The organism is Micromonospora sp. NPDC018662, from assembly GCF_044391475.1.
Lineage (GTDB): Bacteria > Actinomycetota > Actinomycetes > Mycobacteriales > Micromonosporaceae > Micromonospora.
Genome location: NZ_JBISAC010000003.1, coordinates 218,045 through 233,834, shown reverse-complemented (window position 1 = coordinate 233,834; position 15,790 = coordinate 218,045). Strand labels below are relative to the sequence as shown.

Below are 15,790 nucleotides of genomic sequence, written 5' to 3'. Positions count from 1 at the left end.
CGACCACGGGACGGGGTGCGACGCAGCCCTACGCGTCCGGCTACCCGAGCGGCCCGCGGCGAGCCGGGCCGACGAGCGAATAGGCGACCAGCCCGCCGAGGGTGAGCGTCGCGGTCACCAGCGCGGCGGATCCGAACCGGGCTCCGGTGTGCCGGGTGGCGAGCAGGGCCAGCAGGACGACCGCCAGGCCGGCGAGCAGGTGCCTCGCGCGCCGCCGGGGCCAGCGCATCGAGGCGGTCCGGTCCAGGCTCTCGTCGGGCCCGGCGAGGGTGGGCGCGAGCACCGCGACCATCAGCGTGACGGTCATGACGACCACCAGGGGGGAGGCGTTCCGCTCGTCGGAGAAGACCAGCCACAGCGTCCAGACCGCCGCCCCGCTCCCGAGGGCCACGACCAGGGCCAGGGGTACGCGTCGCGAGCGCAGGTGCAGCAGCGTCCAGGTCACCTGGCACTCTCGGACAGCATTCCAGTGGGGTCCTGGCAGGCGCGCAGCGCGGTGCGGACCGCCGTGACCCGGGCCAGCGCCTCACCGTCGGGCAGGTCACGCAACCCCTGCCACAGGGCTACCGCCTCGGCGTTGATCTCGGGATCCTCGCTCACCATCCCCGGAACCACGCCGACGTCGGAGTGCGGCTCGCGGCCCAGGAGCCAGGAGGCCGCCGCACGTTCGATCACCTCGTCGCGCCTGCGGCACTGCCCGTCGTACTCGACGCTTAGTCCCCTGACGACCTCGGCGACCACGGCGGACGGGTGGGCGAGCCCGCCTCGTCCGTCGATCCGGATCTCGATCGTGACGACACCGTCCGGGGCGACCGGCCGGGCCTCGGCGTACCCGATCGTGCGGGTGTCCTCGTGCACGGCGGTCGGCGTCGGAACGGAAGGGGACCAGGCGGAACTCGTGGGTTGCGCACGAGGCGCACCCCGCGGCCCGGGCCGGGGAAGGCGGCCATCCATGCCGTCGAAGCTGCGCGGGACGGCGCCACCGGGTCGTCCGCCACCCTCGGTCGAGAGGACCCGATCGCGCGCCGACGACACCAACCCCGCACCGACGATGCCGGACTGCGCCAGAAACGTCGGCGACCCAGGGTCACGATTACTCCTTCGTATCAATAGACAGAGAAGTCATGGCGGCCAATCGATGCCATTACCATCTGCCGGAACCGGGCCCGATTACGGTCGGGCAGAAATACTTCCGGCCGAATGTTCGTCGGCCGTCAATGCGTCGGGAAAACCGATGCCTCGCGGCCACCTTCAACGCGATAGAGGGGTTGCCGACGCCGGCGCACCTCCGAGCTGGCGCGCAGCAGCGGGTGAACCGACCGAGCGGGCCGGTCGACCGAGTCCCGGACACGAGCCACGGAACCATTTCCGACATTGGCGACGAGAAGCACGTTACCAGGTGCGGTCCCGACACACGACATCGCAGGTGAGAGTCGAATTCAGGCACCCCGTTCATCGAGGTGGGCTGGCGGCCCACCATCGCTTCGCTGCTGACCAGCTTCGATGCCATCCGCCGCTCGAACAGCCCTTGCGCCGCTTTTCGGCCAGTGGGTAGCATCACTCCGTGGACAACATTGCAAGCTGCAATTAGCCCGGGGGGTGCGATGCGACCACGATCGATCGACAGCCTTCCCGGAGCCGGCGAACAAGTGGTGCGGGTCCCGATACAGAACCTTCGAGCGGCAGACTCATCCCCATGAAGGCCACCGCGAAGGCGCGGCCCGGCCGGCGACTTCTGGGCCAGCATCTACTCGCGGGCTCATGTCGGCGCAACGACGCTCGGGTGCCGCGCCGTCACGGACGCACGCGCGCCAGGCGCCTCTGGGTCGATCACGGTAGCCTGGTCGAGTCGATCGACGCGCCCCTCTAGGTTGCCGGCGACCACGCGCGAACTCTCCGTGTGCTTCCCGCTGGGACCGGTCGACGAGCCGCACTACCTGCGCCTGCGCGGCACCGACGGCAATCGGACGCAGCCCGGCGCGCTGGGCGCGGACGTCGATCCGTACGGGCCGGCAGTGGACGTGGACGGCGATCAGGACCCGTGGACCGACCCCTGGTTCTACGCCAACCCGATCTGGGTGCTTCCCCGATGACGCCCGAACCGCAGAAACGAGGCGTGATGACCGCGTCCGGCGTACACCGGATCTGCCTGGCCCTGCCCACCCACCGCGAGTGCGCCGCCACCATCACCGCCCTCGCGGCGGAGGCGGCCCACGCGATCGACCACTTCGGCGTCGACGTGGTCTACCTGATCCTCGACTCCACCGATGCGGCCACCTTCGACCGGCACGCCGTGGCCGTCCGCGCCATCGGCGTCCGGGCGGCACTGACCGTGCTGCACCTCGACGAGGAGACGCAGCGCGGTTTCCTGACCGAGGTCATCGCCCGCGCCCGGCACCCGCAACCCGAGCTGATCATGGAGCTCATGCTGCCGGCGGCGGTCTCCTACGGTGCGTGCACCAACCGGGCCTTCCTGATCGCGGCCGCGCTGGGCTGCGACTCGGTGCACCGGCGCGACTCGGACATCGAGTTCCAGACCCACGGCGGGGGCCCACTGTTCCCGGTGCACCACGAGGTGCCGGCGCTGGGCCGGCCGGCCGCTGAGGTCGCGGCGCACGTCAGCGCGGTGGATCTCGATCCGGCCGACCGGGACAAGCCGGTGGTGACCGTCGGCGCGTCCTATCTCGGCGAGATGTCGGTCGACATCGGGGAGATCAAGCTGATGAACCCCGAGGTCTACCACGACATCGTCAGCCTCTGGGCCGCCGAGGGAACCTCCGAGGAGGACAAACGCGAACTGGTCGCGGAATCGTTCGTCGGCGCCGCCGGTGAGTCGTTCGTCGAGGACCGGTCGACGCTCTGCCTCGTCGACCCGATGCGGGTCGACATGGGCAACATCAGCTACCACCGGGTCCACGAGGAGGTCCCGTTGCCACCGATGGCGGAGACCATCGGCAGCGACTACTTCCTGATCCACCTGGTCCCGGACAGCGGTCTCCCCGGGGTGCTGCACAACCGGCACGTCGTCAACCGGCACACGCCCGAGCGCAGGACGGAGGCGGCGTTCCATCCGTACCACCTGCGGCTGGCGAAGTTCTTCCTCTCGATGCGCTACCTCCACGTGATCTACCAGCGGCTGCGGGAGGAGGGGGGCGCGCTGCTCGACCCCGACCACCGGCTCCGTGCCGAGCGCGTCGCCGCGATCGTCCGCGACAGCGCCGACCTCGACCCGACGCCGAACATCCGGCGGCTCGACCAGCTCGAACGGGCATACCGGACGCTGGGTGGCCGGTACGCGGTCTTCGCCGGGCACCTCGCGGCACGCCGCGAGCAGCTCCTGGCCGAGGCCGCCCGGGACATGCGGCACTTCGCCCTGCTGATCGACGCGTGGGCGCCGCTGGTGGCCGCGGCCAAGGACACCGCGCCGCTGCGTCGACCCGGTGCGGCGGCCGGCCCATGGTGATGGCCGCCGGACTGCGAGCCGCGCTGGCCGCCGCCGAGGACGACATGATCGTCTTCGATCTCACCGGTATCGACGAGGCGCTGGCCCGACTGCACCGCGAACTGCCGGGCGTCGAGGTGCGCTTCGCCGTGAAGGCGTGCCCGGTCGACGAGGTCCTGGCCGTGCTCGCCGGCGGTGGCGCGGGATTCGACGCGGCCAGCCCGCGCGAGATCGAGCAGGCGCTGCGGACCGGTCGATCCGCCCACCGCGTGCACTACGGCAACACCGTCAAGTCGGACCAGGACATCGCCGCCGCCCGACGCCTGGGCGTACGCGACTTCGCCACCGACAGCGTCCCGGACGTCCGGGCCGTCGCGGCGCACGCCCCCGGATCGCGGGTCTTCTGCCGGCTCAGCACCGCCGGTACGGGTGCGCTCTGGCCGCTGAGCAGGAAGAGCGGCTGCGGCGTGCCGGACGCGGTGACCGTGCTGGAGACCGCCCGCGCCCACGGACTCGTCCCGGGCGGGTTGTCCCTGCACGTGGGATCGCAGCAGATGGACCCGGGTGCCTGGCGCTCCGCCATCACCGTGCTCACCGAAGCGATCACCGCGCTGCGACAGCGCGGTGTCCACATCGACCAGGTCAATCTCGGTGGTGGCCTGCCCGCCCTCGGCTACCACGACCGGCAGGGCCAACCGCTCCGGCCGGACCTGGACCGCATCTTCGCGGAGATCCGCGACGGCATGCGCCGACTGAGCCGGACGAGTGCCCGCCCGCTCCGCTTCGTCCTGGAACCGGGCCGGCACCTCGTCGCCGACCACGGCGCGATCCGGGCCCGGGTCGTCCGCCTCACCGAACGCCGGCGGCACGACGGGCACCGCCAGCACTGGCTGTACCTCAGCTGCGGCAAGTTCACCGGCCTGTACGAGATGGACAAGCTGCAGTACCCGCTGGTCTTCCCGACCCGTCCGGACGGCCCGACGGTGCCCGCCGTGGTCGCCGGCCCCACCTGCGACAGCGACGACGCGTTCGCGGCCGAGCATCCGGTACCGGTGCCCGCCACCGTCGAGTCCGGCGACCCGGTGTGGATCCTGGCCGCCGGGGCCTACTCGGTCAGCTATCTGACCAGCGGATTCAACGGCTTCCCGCCACTGCCCCACCACGCCGTGCAGGGCGCGTTGACGGGCGGTGCGGGCAACCGATGAGTGTCGTACCGCAACCCGTCACGGACGAGAACTGGCCACACGTCGTGGCGCTCGAGGCGCAGGCGTACGCGGAGAGCGGCCTGTCGGAGCGGCCGGAGGCGCTCGCGAGCCGGCTCGGCCGGAGCACCTCGTTCGTGCTCGCGGACGGGTCGACGGTCGCTGGTTACGTGCTCGCCCTGCCCTATCCCCGGTTCCGCGTCCCGGACCTGGACCGCGTCGAGACCACCCCCTTCCGCTCACCCAACCTGCACCTGCACGACCTCGTCGTCGCACCCGGCTACCGCCGGCGGGGCCTCGGCGGGCGGCTCCTGACCCACCTGTCGACCGAGGCACGCCGACAGGCGTACCGGACGGTGTCGCTCGTCGCCGTGGGCGACAGCGCCGGCTTCTGGACGGCGCGGGGCTTCCGCCGACACCCCGAGATCACGCTCCCGGCCGGCTACGGCCCGGGGGCGGCGTACATGTCCCGGCCGCTCTGAGTGAAGGCGATGAAGCCGTATGCCCCGTCCCTCTCCGTCGTTCCTGCGTTCGCAGCTGGCAATCGCCGCGCTGTTCTGCTTCCTCGGCCTCCAGTACGGCACCTGGGTCTCGCAGGTGCCCGCGTTGCAGAGCCGGCTCGGTCTCGACGAGGGCGAGCTCGGCCTGCTGCTGCTCGCCCCCGGTATCGGCGCCGCCCTGTCGTTCCCGCTGGTGGCACGGCTCATGAGACGGTGGGGCTCACGCCGGCTGGCCGGCGTGTCGGCGCTCGTCCTGCTGGCCGTGCTGGCCGCGCTGGCGACGGCGCGCACCTACCCGGTGGCGTTGCTCGTGCTCGCCGTCGACGGCGTCGCCATCGCCTGCCTCAATGTCGCGATGAACGCGCAGGGCGCCCGGCTCGAGGCCGAGCACCGGCGCACCACCATGGCCCGGTTGCACGCGGTCTTCAGTGCCGGCATCCTCTGCGGCGCGCTGCTGAACTCCGGGGTGACGGCGGCCGGCGGCTCGCTGCGCGTCCACTTCGCCATCGGCGGGGTGATCCTCGCGCTGCTGCTCGCCGCGTCGCTGACAGGGACGCTCACCGAGGACGGCACCCCACCGGCCGCCGCCGGACGGCGGCGGTCCTGGCGCGTCCCCGCCGCGGTCACCGTGCTGCTCACCCTCGCGATGGTCTTCGCGGAGCTCACCGAGGGGGCCATGAACGACTGGACGGCGCTCTACCTGCGGGACGAGACCGGTGCTCCCCCGGAGTTCACGCCGCTGGGCATCGCGGTCTTCTCCGGCACGATGCTGGTCACCCGGCTCTTCGTCGACCACCTCCGCGGCCGGTGGGGCGACCGGCGGGTGGTGCTGGCCGGCACGGTCACCGCCGCCGCGGGGCTCGCCGGGGCGCTGCTCGTCGGCAGTCTCGGCCCGGCCCTGATCGGCTTCGCGCTGGTGGGCGTCGGGATGGCCGCGGTCACCCCCTGCATCTACGTGACGGCCGCCCGGGTGGGGTCGGAGACCCTCTCGCTGGTGGCGTCGTTCGGGACCATCGGCCTGCTGGCCGGGCCGCCCGTGATCGGCTTCGTGGCCCACGCCACCAGCCTCGGCTGGGGCATGGCAGTCGTCGTGGCAGCCATGCTGCTCATCGCGGTCTGCGTCGGTCTCGCCCGCTGGCCGGACCGGACGCCGGCCGAGCCGGCCCGCGCAGCGGCCCAGCCGGTGGGTGGCTGAGCCGCGGCCCGGGCGAACCGTCCATTCGACCGGGACCACTGGTGGTGATGCACCAACCCCACCGAAGCGACCGCACTCCGGCGCTGCTCGCCGCGTGCCGGCCGCTGCCCGTACGCGTGGTGGTGGACCCCGATCCCGCCGGACGACGATCAACTCGTGACGACGTTCTGTGCCGAGCGGGCAATCCAGGTGGTCGCGGCGACGGGGTCAGGGCGTCCAGCGCACGCCCGGGTTCACCCGACCCGACCAGTCGAAGACGGCCATGTTGTCCCACTGGTTGCCGGTGCCGTTGATGTCGGCCGGATCCCAGCCGTTGCCGCGGACGGCGTACCAGGTCGGTTCCCAGTAGAAGACGCCGATGGCGCCCGCGTTGCGGGCCGTGTTCTGCACCCAGTCGAACTCCTGGGCCTGCCCGGACCAGGTCGCGCCGATGCCGTCACAGGTCGCGTCGCCGATGGCGTTCGGCTCGCTGTCCGCGTCGTTCCGGGTGAAGGGGTACGCGGTCTCCACGATCACCACCGGTTTGCCGTAGCGACCGCGCAGGTCGACGATGTTCTGGTAGAGGTTCGACAGGCTGCCGTGCCACATGCAGTAGTACGACAGGGCCGTGACGTCCCACTGCACGCCCTGGGCGCGGATGCCGTCGTAGAACCAGCGGGCGTTGGCGTTGCTGTCGGCGTCGGCGGTGTGGATCATCACCGGGATGCCGCTGCCGCACGCCTTGGTCGCGTTGTAGCCCTGCTTGAGCAGGCTGGCCAGCGGGCCGAAGTCGTTGTTGACGACCTTGCCCTCGTTCCACAGCATGCCGACGTTGATCTCGTTGCCGATCTGCACGCTGTCCGGTGGGGTGCCCTGCCCGCGGAGGCTGGCGCAGACGTCGTAGGTGAAGGCGTACACGTCGGTGCCGAGTTGGCTCAGGCTGTGGCCGACCCAGGCGGCCGGCTTGTACTGCTTGCCGGGGTCGGCCCAGGTGTCGGAGTAGTGGAAGTCGATGAGCACCTTCAGGCCCTTCGCCCGGGCGACGCTCGCCTGGGCCAGCACCCGGCTCTTGTTGTTGTAGCCGCTGGCCGGGTTGTTCCAGACGCGCAGCCGGACGTAGTTGACACCGGCGGACCTCAGGATGTCCAGTGGGTCGCGGGCGACGCCGCCGGCGTCGTAGTATCTCGCGCCCAGATCCAGGCTGCGCTGCAACGAGGAGACGTCGGCGCCCCGCATGGTGAGGGTGTTCGCCGCGGCGGCGGGCGCGGATACGCCGCCGAGCGTGGCGGAGACGGCGAGGACGCCGGCCGCGACGGCGGCGACCAGCGCCCGGGCGCGGCGGCCGTGGCGTACGGCGGGACGGGTGCGCACGGGACCGCCTCTCACGAGCCGACGGCGCAGGGAGCGCCGTTCAGGGAGAAGCCGGTCGGCGGCGCGTCACTGGCGTTCCACCGCCCCTGGAGGCCGAAGCTGGCGGAGTCGTTCGGCGCGAGGACGCGGTTCCAGTCGACGTTGCCGGCGGTCACGGTGGCGCCGGTCTGCCCGACCGTGGCGTTCCACCCGGAGGTGACCTGCTGGTCGCCGGGGAAGCCGAAGGTGACGGTCCAACCGTCGATCGGCGTCGCCCCGACGTTCTGGACCGTCACCGTGGCCACGAACCCGCCCTGCCACTCGGACTGGTTCCGGTAGGTCACCCGGCAGTTCGAGGGCGGCGGGGTGGGCGGGGTGTCCGTCGTGGGCAGGGTGACCGTGTTGGACGCGATCGACACGTTGCCCACCGCGTCCCGGGCCCGGACGTAGTACAGGTTGCGCAGTGGCGTCGACGGGGGCAGCGACGCCGTGTACGTCGTACCCGGCACGGTGGCGACCAGCGTCGAGCTGAACCAGCCGTCGAACCGGTAGACGTGGTAGCCGGACACGCCGACGTCGTCGGTCGACGGCGACCAGGACAGCGTGGCGGTCGACGCGGTCACCTCACCGACGGTCAGGTTCCGCGGGGCGCTCGGCGGGGTGGTGTCCGGGCCGGTGTCCGTCACCGGGGTGACCACGGTCACCGTGGCGCTCGCGGCGGAGCGGTGTCCGACGACGTCCCGGGCCGAGATCCGGAACGAGTACTGCCGGCCGGGCTGGACGTAGCTGGTGATCGTGGTGGTGGTGACGGTCCCGACGCTGGCGCTGTAGAGCACGTCGTCGAACGGCTGGTAGTACGTGATGTCGTAGCCGGCGACGGCGCAGCAGCCGGGCGTGGCGGCCGTCCAGGTGAGGGTGACCGACCGGCTGCGTACCTCGCTGGCGGTCAGGTTCGTCGGCGCGCTCGGCGGGAGGGGCGTGGTGCTCGGCACGCTGGGCGTCGTGGTCGGCGTCGGCTCCGCGGTGCCGGCGCCGGCCGGCGGCGCGGCGACCACAGCGGTTCCGAGCACCGCCGTCGACAGCACGACGACGGCCGAGAGCGCCGGCCGCAGACGGCGGGACGGCGAGGACGAGGGGACGCCTGTCATACCTCGACGATGCCGCCTCATATCGATGATCGCCAACATGTCTCACGCCTCGGTCGGCGACGATCCCTTGCCGTGGTACGCGGCCCGCATCAAGTCCTGCATGTCGTCGAGCATCGGCATCCGCGGGTTGGCCGGCGCGCACTGGTCCTCGTAGGCGTGGAGAGCCTGTTGTGGCAGCGCCGCGAGGAAGGTCGCCTCGTCGACGCCGACGGCCGGCAAGGACGGCTCGATGCCGACGGCGTCGCGCAGCCGCTCCTCGTACTTGGGCCACCCCGTCAGCTTGGCCGGCGTCGTGCCGTGGTAGCGGATGACGTGCGGCATCAGGATCGCGTTGGTGCGTCGGCACTGCACCGCTGGGCCGCCGGCCGTCCCGCTCCCCGGTCGCGGGCGGAGGCCGACGGGATGCTCGTCGCGGTCGCGGCGGTCATCCGGATCACTCCGATCGTCAGTGCCGGGTCGCGTCTTCCGGCCGCACCTCGATCGTCGTCGCCGTACCGGTGCCGGCGCCGGTGGCGAGCGACCCGGACCACCCGGGCCTTTCGTCCCGGACCACCCGTTCACCTCCGTGGTCGGGCTCGCGGAGTTCTCCCGGGAGTCGACATGTCCAGCGTTCCCGGAACATCCGATCGTGCGAGACCACCACCACGGCGCCCGGGTAATCGGCCAGCGCCCGCTCCACCTGCTCCACCAACACCAACGACAGGTGATTGGTGGGCTCGTCGAGCAACAGCACGTCGGCCTCGCCGGCCAGCAGCCGGGCCAGCGCCAGCCGGCGGCGCTGCCCGACGGAGAGCGCGCCGACCGGCTTGTCGAAGTCCGCGCTGCGGAACAGCCCCAGCGACTCCAGCCGCTCGGCGTGCTCCTCCCGGATGCCGGCACGGCCGGCCGCGAACCCGGACAGCAGGCTGCGCGCCGGATCGTCGACCTCGGTCTCCTGCGGAAGGTAGCCGAGGATCCCCCGGCGCCTCACCGTGCCCTCGTCCGGCGTCAGCACCCCGGCCAGCACGTCGAGCAACGTCGACTTTCCGGCCCCGTTCGGCCCGGTGACCAGGAGCCGCTGCCCCGCCGCGACGGTCAGCTCCGGCATCCACAGCCGGCCGGCGACCCGGACGCCGTACGCCTCGAGAACGGTCCCCTCCCGGACCGCCGCGTCCAGTGGCGCGTGGAGGCGCAGCGGGTCCGGCGGGCGGGGCACCGGATGGGCGCGCAGCCGGTCCAGCCGTTCGGCCGCGCTGCGTACCCGGGTGGTGATCGATGCCTGCACCCGGCGGCCGTCGCCGTGGTACTTGCACTTGTTGTGGTCCCTGATCGCCCGGCCCGGCGCCACCCGGTACGCCGTGGTCGCGCCCCACCCGGTCCAGTGCGCGACCTCGGCGGCCCACTCGGCGTACGCCTGTTCCCACCGCCGCCGCGCCGCCTCCTTCTCGGCGAGGTAGCCGGCGTAGCCGTTGCCGTAGCGCACCACCGTCGCCCGGTCACCGTCCACCTCCAGGATCGTGGTGGCCACCCGCTGCAACAGCGGCCGGTCGTGGGTCACCACCACGAGCGTGCCCCGGTGCCGGCGCAGCCGGGCCTCCAGCCAGCCCAGCGCCGTCTCGTCGAGGTGGTTGGTGGGCTCGTCGAGCAGCAGCAGCTCCGGTTCGGCCGAGAACACCCCGGCCAGCGCGAGCCGCGCCCGTTGTCCGCCGGAGAGCGTGCCGAGCGCGGCGTCCGGTGCCAGCTCGCCGATCCCGAGCGCGGACATCGCCGCCCGCACCCGCGCGTCGGCCTGGTAGCCGCCGCGTAGCTCGAAAGCGGTGAGCAGCTCCCCGTACGCGTCGAGCGACTCGGCGTCGCCGGCGCCCAGCGCCCGCTCCGCCTCGGCGATCCGCCGCTGGAGGTCGCGCAGGTCCGCCAGCGCCGCGTCGACCGCGTCGCCGACCGTGGCCGTGCCCGGCAGGTCGAGGACCTGACCGAGATAGCCGATCCCGCCGTCCGCGGTGACCACGACCTCGCCCTCGTCCGGCGGTTCCTGCCCGGCCAGCAGCCGCAGCAGGGTGGACTTGCCGGCGCCGTTCTCGCCGACCACGGCGGCCCGTTCGCCGTCGCGGACCGTGCCGGACACCGCGTCGAGGACCGGGCCGTGGGCGTACGCCTTGCTCACCGCGTGCAGGGTGAGTTGGGTCGACATGGGACTCCCTTCCCGTGCTCAGGCCCGGACCCGGCCGTCGAGCAGGGCCAGTTCGGGTCCGGCGCAGCCAACCCGCAGACCCGCCGACCGGTACGCCGTGCCGGCATCCGGTGCCAGGTCACCGGCCAGCACCCGCAGCAGCGTGGACTTGCCGGCCCCGTTGGGTCCGGTGACCAGCAACCGTTCCCCGGTCGCGACGGTGAGGTCGTCGATCTCCAGGCGGCCGTCGACCCGTATCCCGCGCAGCGACACACTGCCCTCGCGCGGGCCGGCGCCGGTCACCGCGGCGGTGAGGCTGAGCTGCTCCGGTGGCTGTTCGACCCGGTTGGCAGTGAGCTCGTCCAGGCGCTGCCGGGCGTTGCGCACCCGCCGGGAGACCTGCTTCTGGACCCGACCGCCGTGCCGGTCGTACCCGATCTTGTTGTGGTCGGTGATCGACCGGGCGTGGTTGACGTCCCGCGCCGTGGTGACCACGGCCAACGGTAGTTCCTCGATCTCCTTCTGCTCGGCGGCGAACTGCTGCTCCCACCGCGCCCGCCCGGCGCGTGTGACCCTCAGGTAGTCGGAACAGGCGCCGCCGTGGCGGGTGACGCCGCCCCGGGACGGATCGAGGTCGACGATGTCGGTGCAGACCCGGTCGAGGAACGCCCGGTCGTGCGAAGCCGCCACGACGGCGCCCGGCAGCTCGGCCAGCCGCTGCTCGCCGTACTCCTGCACGAGGGCACGGGCCTGCAGAACAGACACGTTGGACACGCGGACACCATTCGCCGAATCGGCTGCCCGCCGGGGCTCGACCACCACGAGAGCGTGGTGGGCCACGACAGCGGACCGGGTGCGTGTCAGTAGATCACCCGGTCATCCTCCCCCGGGGCGGACGACCCGGCAACCGAAATGCTCGTTCCGCTAGCACCAGCCGACGACGAGGACGACGAGATTCCTGGGTCCGTGCTCGCCCTCGACCCGGTCCAGTTCGATGTCACTCGTGGCGGAGGGGCCGCTGATCCACGTCAGCGGCCGCGTGCCGTCCAACCGGGCGACGGCCTCGGGAACGGTGCCGACGGGTCGATCAGCCCCTCGGCGGCGAGGTCGGCCCAGAGCGGGTCGGGCACCGGTGCGGTGACGAGGTCCCTGTTCCGCTCCACCTGGGCCGACGTCTTGGCGCCGAGCACCAGGGTCGCGACGGCGGGATGCCGCGCGACGAAGGCCATCGCCGCCTGCGGCAGGGTGACGTCGTGTGCTCGGCACACCTGGGCGATCCGCACCGCCCTGGCGTACAGGGCGTCCGGAATCGGGCCGTAGTCGTAGTTCCGGCCGGGCGTCTCGGTGGCCAACACCCCGCTGTTGAACACGCCGGCGGCGAGCACCCCCACCCCGCGCTCCTGGCAGCGGGGCAGCAGGGTCCGCCCGGCCGACTGGTCGAGCAGGGTGTAGCGGCCGGCGAGCATGACGGTGTCGATGTCGGTGTCGACGACGAACCGTTCCAGCATCTGCCACTGGTTCATGCCGACCCCGATCGCCCCGACCACGCCCTGGTCGCGCAGTTCGTGCAGGGCCGGGTACGCCTCGTCGACCGCCTGCCGCCAGTGGTCGTCCGGGTCGTGGATCAGCACCACGTCCACCCGGTCCAGCCCGAGCCGGGTGAGGCTCGACTCCAGCGACCGGTGGACCCCGTCGGCGCTGAAGTCCCACCGGCGCACGTGGTCGGCGGGCACGTCGAATCCGCCCGCGTCGTCGCGCTGGTCAGCGGTGTGCGGAGACGGGACCAGGAGGCGACCCACCTTCGTGGAGACCGTGAACTCGGCGCGGGGACGGTCGGCCAGTACCGCGCCGAGCCGGCGCTCCGACAGCCCGAGGCCGTAGTGCGGGGCGGTGTCGAAGTATCGGATGCCGGCCCGCCACGCGGCGTCGACGGCACGGTGGGCCACCTCGTCCTCGACGGTCCGGTACAGGTTGCCGATCCCCGCCGCGCCGAACCCGACCGCGGTGACCCGGACCGCCGAGCGGCCCAACTGGTTGGTCTTCACGTCACATCCCGTCAGCCCTGGGCCGGGCCGCGGGTCGGCGCCCAGCACCCCCGTGCGGTCGTGTCGATGGTCATGGGTCTCCTCGAGTCAGGGGTCGGACGGATCGTCGCTGGCCGGGGCGGCCGGGCGGAGACGGAGGCCGTGCATGCCGCCGTCGACGGCGAGCACGGTCCCGGTGGTGGCGGCGGCCAGCGGGCTGGCCAGGTAGGCGATGGCGGCGGCCACCTCGTCGGCGGAGACCAGCCGGCCGATGGGTTGCCGGGCCCGCAGTGCGGCAAGTTCGGCGGCCGGGTCGGCAGTCGTGTCGAGTAGTCGACGAACCCAGGGGGTGTCGGCGGTGCCGGGATTGACGCAGTTGACCCGGATGCCCTCGGCCACGTGGTCGGCGGCCATGGCGAGGGTCAGGGCCTGCACGGCGCCCTTGGTCGCGCTGTACAGCGCCCGGTCGGGCAGGCCGGTGGTCGCCGCGATCGAACAGGTGTTGACCACGGCGGCGTGGGTGGAGGCGCGCAGCTCCGGTAGGGCCGCCCGGGTGACCCGGACGACGCCGACGACGTTGACGTCGAAGACCCGGTGCCACTCGTCGTCCGGGTTCGCCTCGATGGTGCCCCGGGCGCCGACACCGGCGTTGTTGACCAGGATGTCGATGCCGTCGAGTCGATGGGCCGCGGCGGCCACCGCCTCGGTCACCGAGGCGTCGTCGGTGACGTCGCAGCGCAGGGCGTGCAGCGGGGCGGGCACGCCGGTGGGGTCCAGGTCGAGACAGGCGACTGCCGCTCCCCGCCCGGCGAGCAGCCGCGCGGTGGCCAGGCCGATGCCGGAGGCGCCGCCGGTCACCACCGCCCGCAGGCCGGCGAACTCCCCGGTCATGACCGTCCCCTCCCGGCTCGGACGGAACCGCCCGGGTAGGTGTGGTCGACCCGGATGTCATAGGTCCGCAGGTCGGTGGTCCGTGCGGTCACGGGGCCGCCCCCACGGTCTGGCGCTGGGCGCCGAGGCCGTCGATCTCCACCTCCATGACGTCGCCGGCGCGCAGGTAGGGCTTGGGCTCGGGCAGCCCCAGCGCCACTCCGGCGGGGGTGCCGGTGTTGATGACGTCGCCCGGCTCGAGCACCATGAACCGGCTCACGTAGCGGACGACCTGGGCCACCCCGAAGAACATGTTTCCGGTGTGGCCCTCCTGGCGACGATGGCCGTTGACGCTCAGCCGCAGGCCCAGATCCTGCGGGTCGGGGATCTCGTCGGCGGTGACCAACCACGGCCCGACCGGGTTGAACGTCTCGCACGACTTGCCCTTGTCCCACTGGCCGCCCCGTTCGAGCTGGAACTCCCGCTCCGAGAGGTCGTTCGAGACGGCGTAGCCAGCGACGCAGGCCAGCGCGTCGACGTCGCTGTCGACGTAGCGGGCGGTGCGGCCGATGACGACCGCCAGTTCGACCTCCCAGTCGGTCTTGACGCTGCCTCGCGGGATCAGCACCTGGTCGTCCGGGCCGATCACGGTGTTCGGCGCCTTCAGGAACAGGATCGGCTCGGCCGGCGGCTCGGCACCGGTTTCCGCGGCATGGTCGGCGTAGTTGAGGCCGACGCACACGATCTTGCCGGGGCGGGCCACCGGAGCGCCGATCCGAAGCGTGGCGTCGGAGAGCACGGGCAACTCGCCGGCCGCGACTGCGGCGCGCGCCACCTCGATGCCCCCGTCGGCGAGGAACGGTCCGTCGATCTCGGTCACCGTGCCGGAGAGGTCCACGAGCCGACCCTGTGCGTCCAGCGCCGCCGGACGTTCCTGGCCGATTGCCCCCACTCGAAGCAGCTTCACTCCGCACCCTCCGGGCAGACATCGGATCTGTTGCCTGGATTTATAGTGAAATTGCCGACGGCCTACGGTTTGCGGGCGAGCAGTCCGACGAAGGTGTGGTAGGTGTCGGTCTGCTTCGGCGCGGGCGTGCCCGGGTCCGGACGCCACTCGGCCAGCGGCACCAGCCCCGGCGCCAGCACCGTCAGCCCGTCGGCGAAGGAAAGGATCTCCTCGTCGGTACGCCAGCGGCCGGTGCCCAGCGACTCGTTGAAGACCCGCTCGACCTCGCGGGCCTTACGGGAGCCCTCCGGGTCCCGCTCACCCGGATCACGGAAGTGCGAGATCGCCACGTAACTGCCCGACGGCAGCGCGTCGATCAACTCCGCCGACACCGCTCGCGGCTCCTCGTCGTCGCCGAGGTGGTGCAGGATCGCGAAGAGCAACAACCCGATCGGCCGGTCGAAGTCGAGGAACCGGCGGACATCCGGATCGTCGAGGATCTCCTGCGGTCGCCGGATGTCGGCCTGGATCACCGTCGCGGTGCCCTCCGCGGCGAGCAGGGCCCGCCCATGCGTCAGGACGATCGGGTCGTTGTCCACGTACACCACCCGGGCGCCCGGGTTGTGCTCGGTGGCGACCTCGTGCACGTTGCCCTGGGTGGGCAGCCCCGACCCGATGTCGAGGAACTGGTCGATGCCGGCCTCGGTGACGAGGAACCGGATCACCCGGCGCAGGAAGGCCCGGTTCGCCTGGCCGGCGGCCGGCCCGTCCGGAGTGATCCGCAGGGCGTGCTCGGCGACCTTCCGGTCGACCTCGAAGTTGTCCTTGCCGCCCAGGAAGTAGTCGTAGACCCGGGCCACGCTGGGAACGGTGAGGTCGATTCCGGGGGGTGCCGCCTTGTCGCGGGTCAAAGCCATCTCCATCCGATTCTGATCAGCGCACCGGGTGCGCTGGGCGGTTCCGGGCCCTGTCCGGGAGTGTAGCG

16 protein-coding genes and 1 pseudogene are annotated in these 15,790 nt (G+C 72.3%); 5 read left to right on the top strand and 12 right to left on the bottom strand.

Annotation, left to right across the window (positions count from 1 at the left end; all coding sequences use genetic code 11):
• Positions 1-40 precede the first annotated feature (40 nt).
• Entirely contained in the window at positions 41-445 is a 405-nt protein-coding gene (locus tag ACH495_RS10710) for a hypothetical protein (protein ID WP_396857483.1), read from the bottom strand.
• Positions 442-858, bottom strand: coding sequence for a hypothetical protein (locus ACH495_RS10705; RefSeq protein WP_396857482.1), 417 nt, complete (start codon positions 856-858; stop codon positions 442-444). Before ACH495_RS10705 ends, ACH495_RS10710 begins: the two co-directional genes overlap by 4 nt.
• 1,040 nt (positions 859-1,898) lie before the next feature.
• Between ACH495_RS10705 and ACH495_RS10700 the strand changes: the two genes are divergently transcribed.
• Genes ACH495_RS10700 through ACH495_RS10680 form a run of 5 tightly spaced genes read left to right on the top strand, consistent with a single transcriptional unit; the run spans position 1,899 to position 6,339 of the window.
• Positions 1,899-2,093, top strand: a complete 195-nt coding sequence (locus ACH495_RS10700) for a hypothetical protein (RefSeq protein WP_396857481.1) — start codon at positions 1,899-1,901, stop codon at positions 2,091-2,093.
• A gap of 26 nt (positions 2,094-2,119) precedes the next feature.
• Positions 2,120-3,463 (top strand): DUF6271 family protein, encoded by a 1,344-nt coding sequence (locus ACH495_RS10695; RefSeq protein ID WP_396857480.1) that lies wholly within the window; start codon positions 2,120-2,122, stop codon positions 3,461-3,463.
• Entirely contained in the window at positions 3,457-4,647 is a 1,191-nt protein-coding gene (locus tag ACH495_RS10690) for an ornithine decarboxylase (protein WP_396857479.1), read from the top strand. The genes ACH495_RS10695 and ACH495_RS10690 overlap by 7 nt, the downstream gene beginning before the upstream one ends.
• On the top strand, positions 4,644-5,126 hold the full coding sequence (locus ACH495_RS10685) for a GNAT family N-acetyltransferase (protein WP_396857478.1): 483 nt from the start codon (positions 4,644-4,646) through the stop codon (positions 5,124-5,126). The genes ACH495_RS10690 and ACH495_RS10685 overlap by 4 nt, the downstream gene beginning before the upstream one ends.
• 19 nt (positions 5,127-5,145) lie before the next feature.
• Positions 5,146-6,339: an MFS transporter gene (locus ACH495_RS10680; RefSeq protein WP_396857477.1), complete on the top strand. Its 1,194-nt coding sequence runs from the start codon at positions 5,146-5,148 to the stop codon at positions 6,337-6,339.
• A 207-nt stretch (positions 6,340-6,546) separates the two neighbouring features.
• Here ACH495_RS10680 and ACH495_RS10675 read toward each other — a convergent pair whose 3' ends face one another.
• From ACH495_RS10675 to ACH495_RS10630, 10 genes and pseudogenes are all read right to left on the bottom strand, one after another.
• On the bottom strand, positions 6,547-7,689 hold the full coding sequence (locus ACH495_RS10675) for an arabinogalactan endo-beta-1,4-galactanase (RefSeq protein WP_396857476.1): 1,143 nt from the start codon (positions 7,687-7,689) through the stop codon (positions 6,547-6,549).
• An 11-nt stretch (positions 7,690-7,700) separates the two neighbouring features.
• Positions 7,701-8,816 (bottom strand): cellulose binding domain-containing protein, encoded by a 1,116-nt coding sequence (locus ACH495_RS10670; protein ID WP_396857475.1) that lies wholly within the window; start codon positions 8,814-8,816, stop codon positions 7,701-7,703.
• 42 nt (positions 8,817-8,858) lie between these two features.
• On the bottom strand, positions 8,859-9,137 hold the full coding sequence (locus ACH495_RS10665) for a hypothetical protein (RefSeq protein ID WP_396857474.1): 279 nt from the start codon (positions 9,135-9,137) through the stop codon (positions 8,859-8,861).
• 280 nt (positions 9,138-9,417) lie between these two features.
• Positions 9,418-10,986: pseudogene (locus ACH495_RS10660) on the bottom strand (ABC-F family ATP-binding cassette domain-containing protein); the annotation flags it as partial.
• 18 nt (positions 10,987-11,004) lie between these two features.
• Positions 11,005-11,730 (bottom strand): ATP-binding cassette domain-containing protein, encoded by a 726-nt coding sequence (locus ACH495_RS10655; RefSeq protein WP_396857473.1) that lies wholly within the window; start codon positions 11,728-11,730, stop codon positions 11,005-11,007.
• A gap of 159 nt (positions 11,731-11,889) precedes the next feature.
• On the bottom strand, positions 11,890-12,015 hold the full coding sequence (locus ACH495_RS10650; RefSeq protein ID WP_396857472.1) for an LUD domain-containing protein: 126 nt from the start codon (positions 12,013-12,015) through the stop codon (positions 11,890-11,892).
• Entirely contained in the window at positions 11,994-13,010 is a 1,017-nt protein-coding gene (locus tag ACH495_RS10645) for an aldo/keto reductase (RefSeq protein ID WP_396857471.1), read from the bottom strand. The genes ACH495_RS10650 and ACH495_RS10645 overlap by 22 nt, the downstream gene beginning before the upstream one ends.
• Positions 13,011-13,097: 87 nt before the next feature.
• Entirely contained in the window at positions 13,098-13,880 is a 783-nt protein-coding gene (locus ACH495_RS10640) for an SDR family NAD(P)-dependent oxidoreductase (protein WP_396857470.1), read from the bottom strand.
• 88 nt (positions 13,881-13,968) lie between these two features.
• A complete protein-coding gene (locus ACH495_RS10635; protein WP_396857469.1) occupies positions 13,969-14,826 on the bottom strand; it encodes a fumarylacetoacetate hydrolase family protein in 858 nt (285 codons plus the stop codon).
• Positions 14,827-14,888: 62 nt separating this feature from the next.
• The gene (locus ACH495_RS10630) at positions 14,889-15,722 is read right to left on the bottom strand and encodes an SAM-dependent methyltransferase (protein ID WP_396857468.1); all 834 of its coding nucleotides are present in this window, start codon (positions 15,720-15,722) and stop codon (positions 14,889-14,891) included.
• Positions 15,723-15,790: the final 68 nt, after the last annotated feature.

Coding starts and splice junctions, on each gene's coding strand:
- ACH495_RS10695 (WP_396857480.1), top strand. CDS start 2,120: ATGACCGCGTCCGGCGTACACCGGATCTGCCTGGCCCTGCCCACCCAC.
- ACH495_RS10690 (WP_396857479.1), top strand. CDS start 3,457: ATGGTGATGGCCGCCGGACTGCGAGCCGCGCTGGCCGCCGCCGAGGAC.
- ACH495_RS10685 (WP_396857478.1), top strand. CDS start 4,644: ATGAGTGTCGTACCGCAACCCGTCACGGACGAGAACTGGCCACACGTC.
- ACH495_RS10680 (WP_396857477.1), top strand. CDS start 5,146: ATGCCCCGTCCCTCTCCGTCGTTCCTGCGTTCGCAGCTGGCAATCGCC.
- ACH495_RS10670 (WP_396857475.1), bottom strand. CDS start 8,816: ATGACAGGCGTCCCCTCGTCCTCGCCGTCCCGCCGTCTGCGGCCGGCG.
- ACH495_RS10665 (WP_396857474.1), bottom strand. CDS start 9,137: ATGCCGCACGTCATCCGCTACCACGGCACGACGCCGGCCAAGCTGACG.
- ACH495_RS10640 (WP_396857470.1), bottom strand. CDS start 13,880: ATGACCGGGGAGTTCGCCGGCCTGCGGGCGGTGGTGACCGGCGGCGCC.
- ACH495_RS10630 (WP_396857468.1), bottom strand. CDS start 15,722: ATGGCTTTGACCCGCGACAAGGCGGCACCCCCCGGAATCGACCTCACC.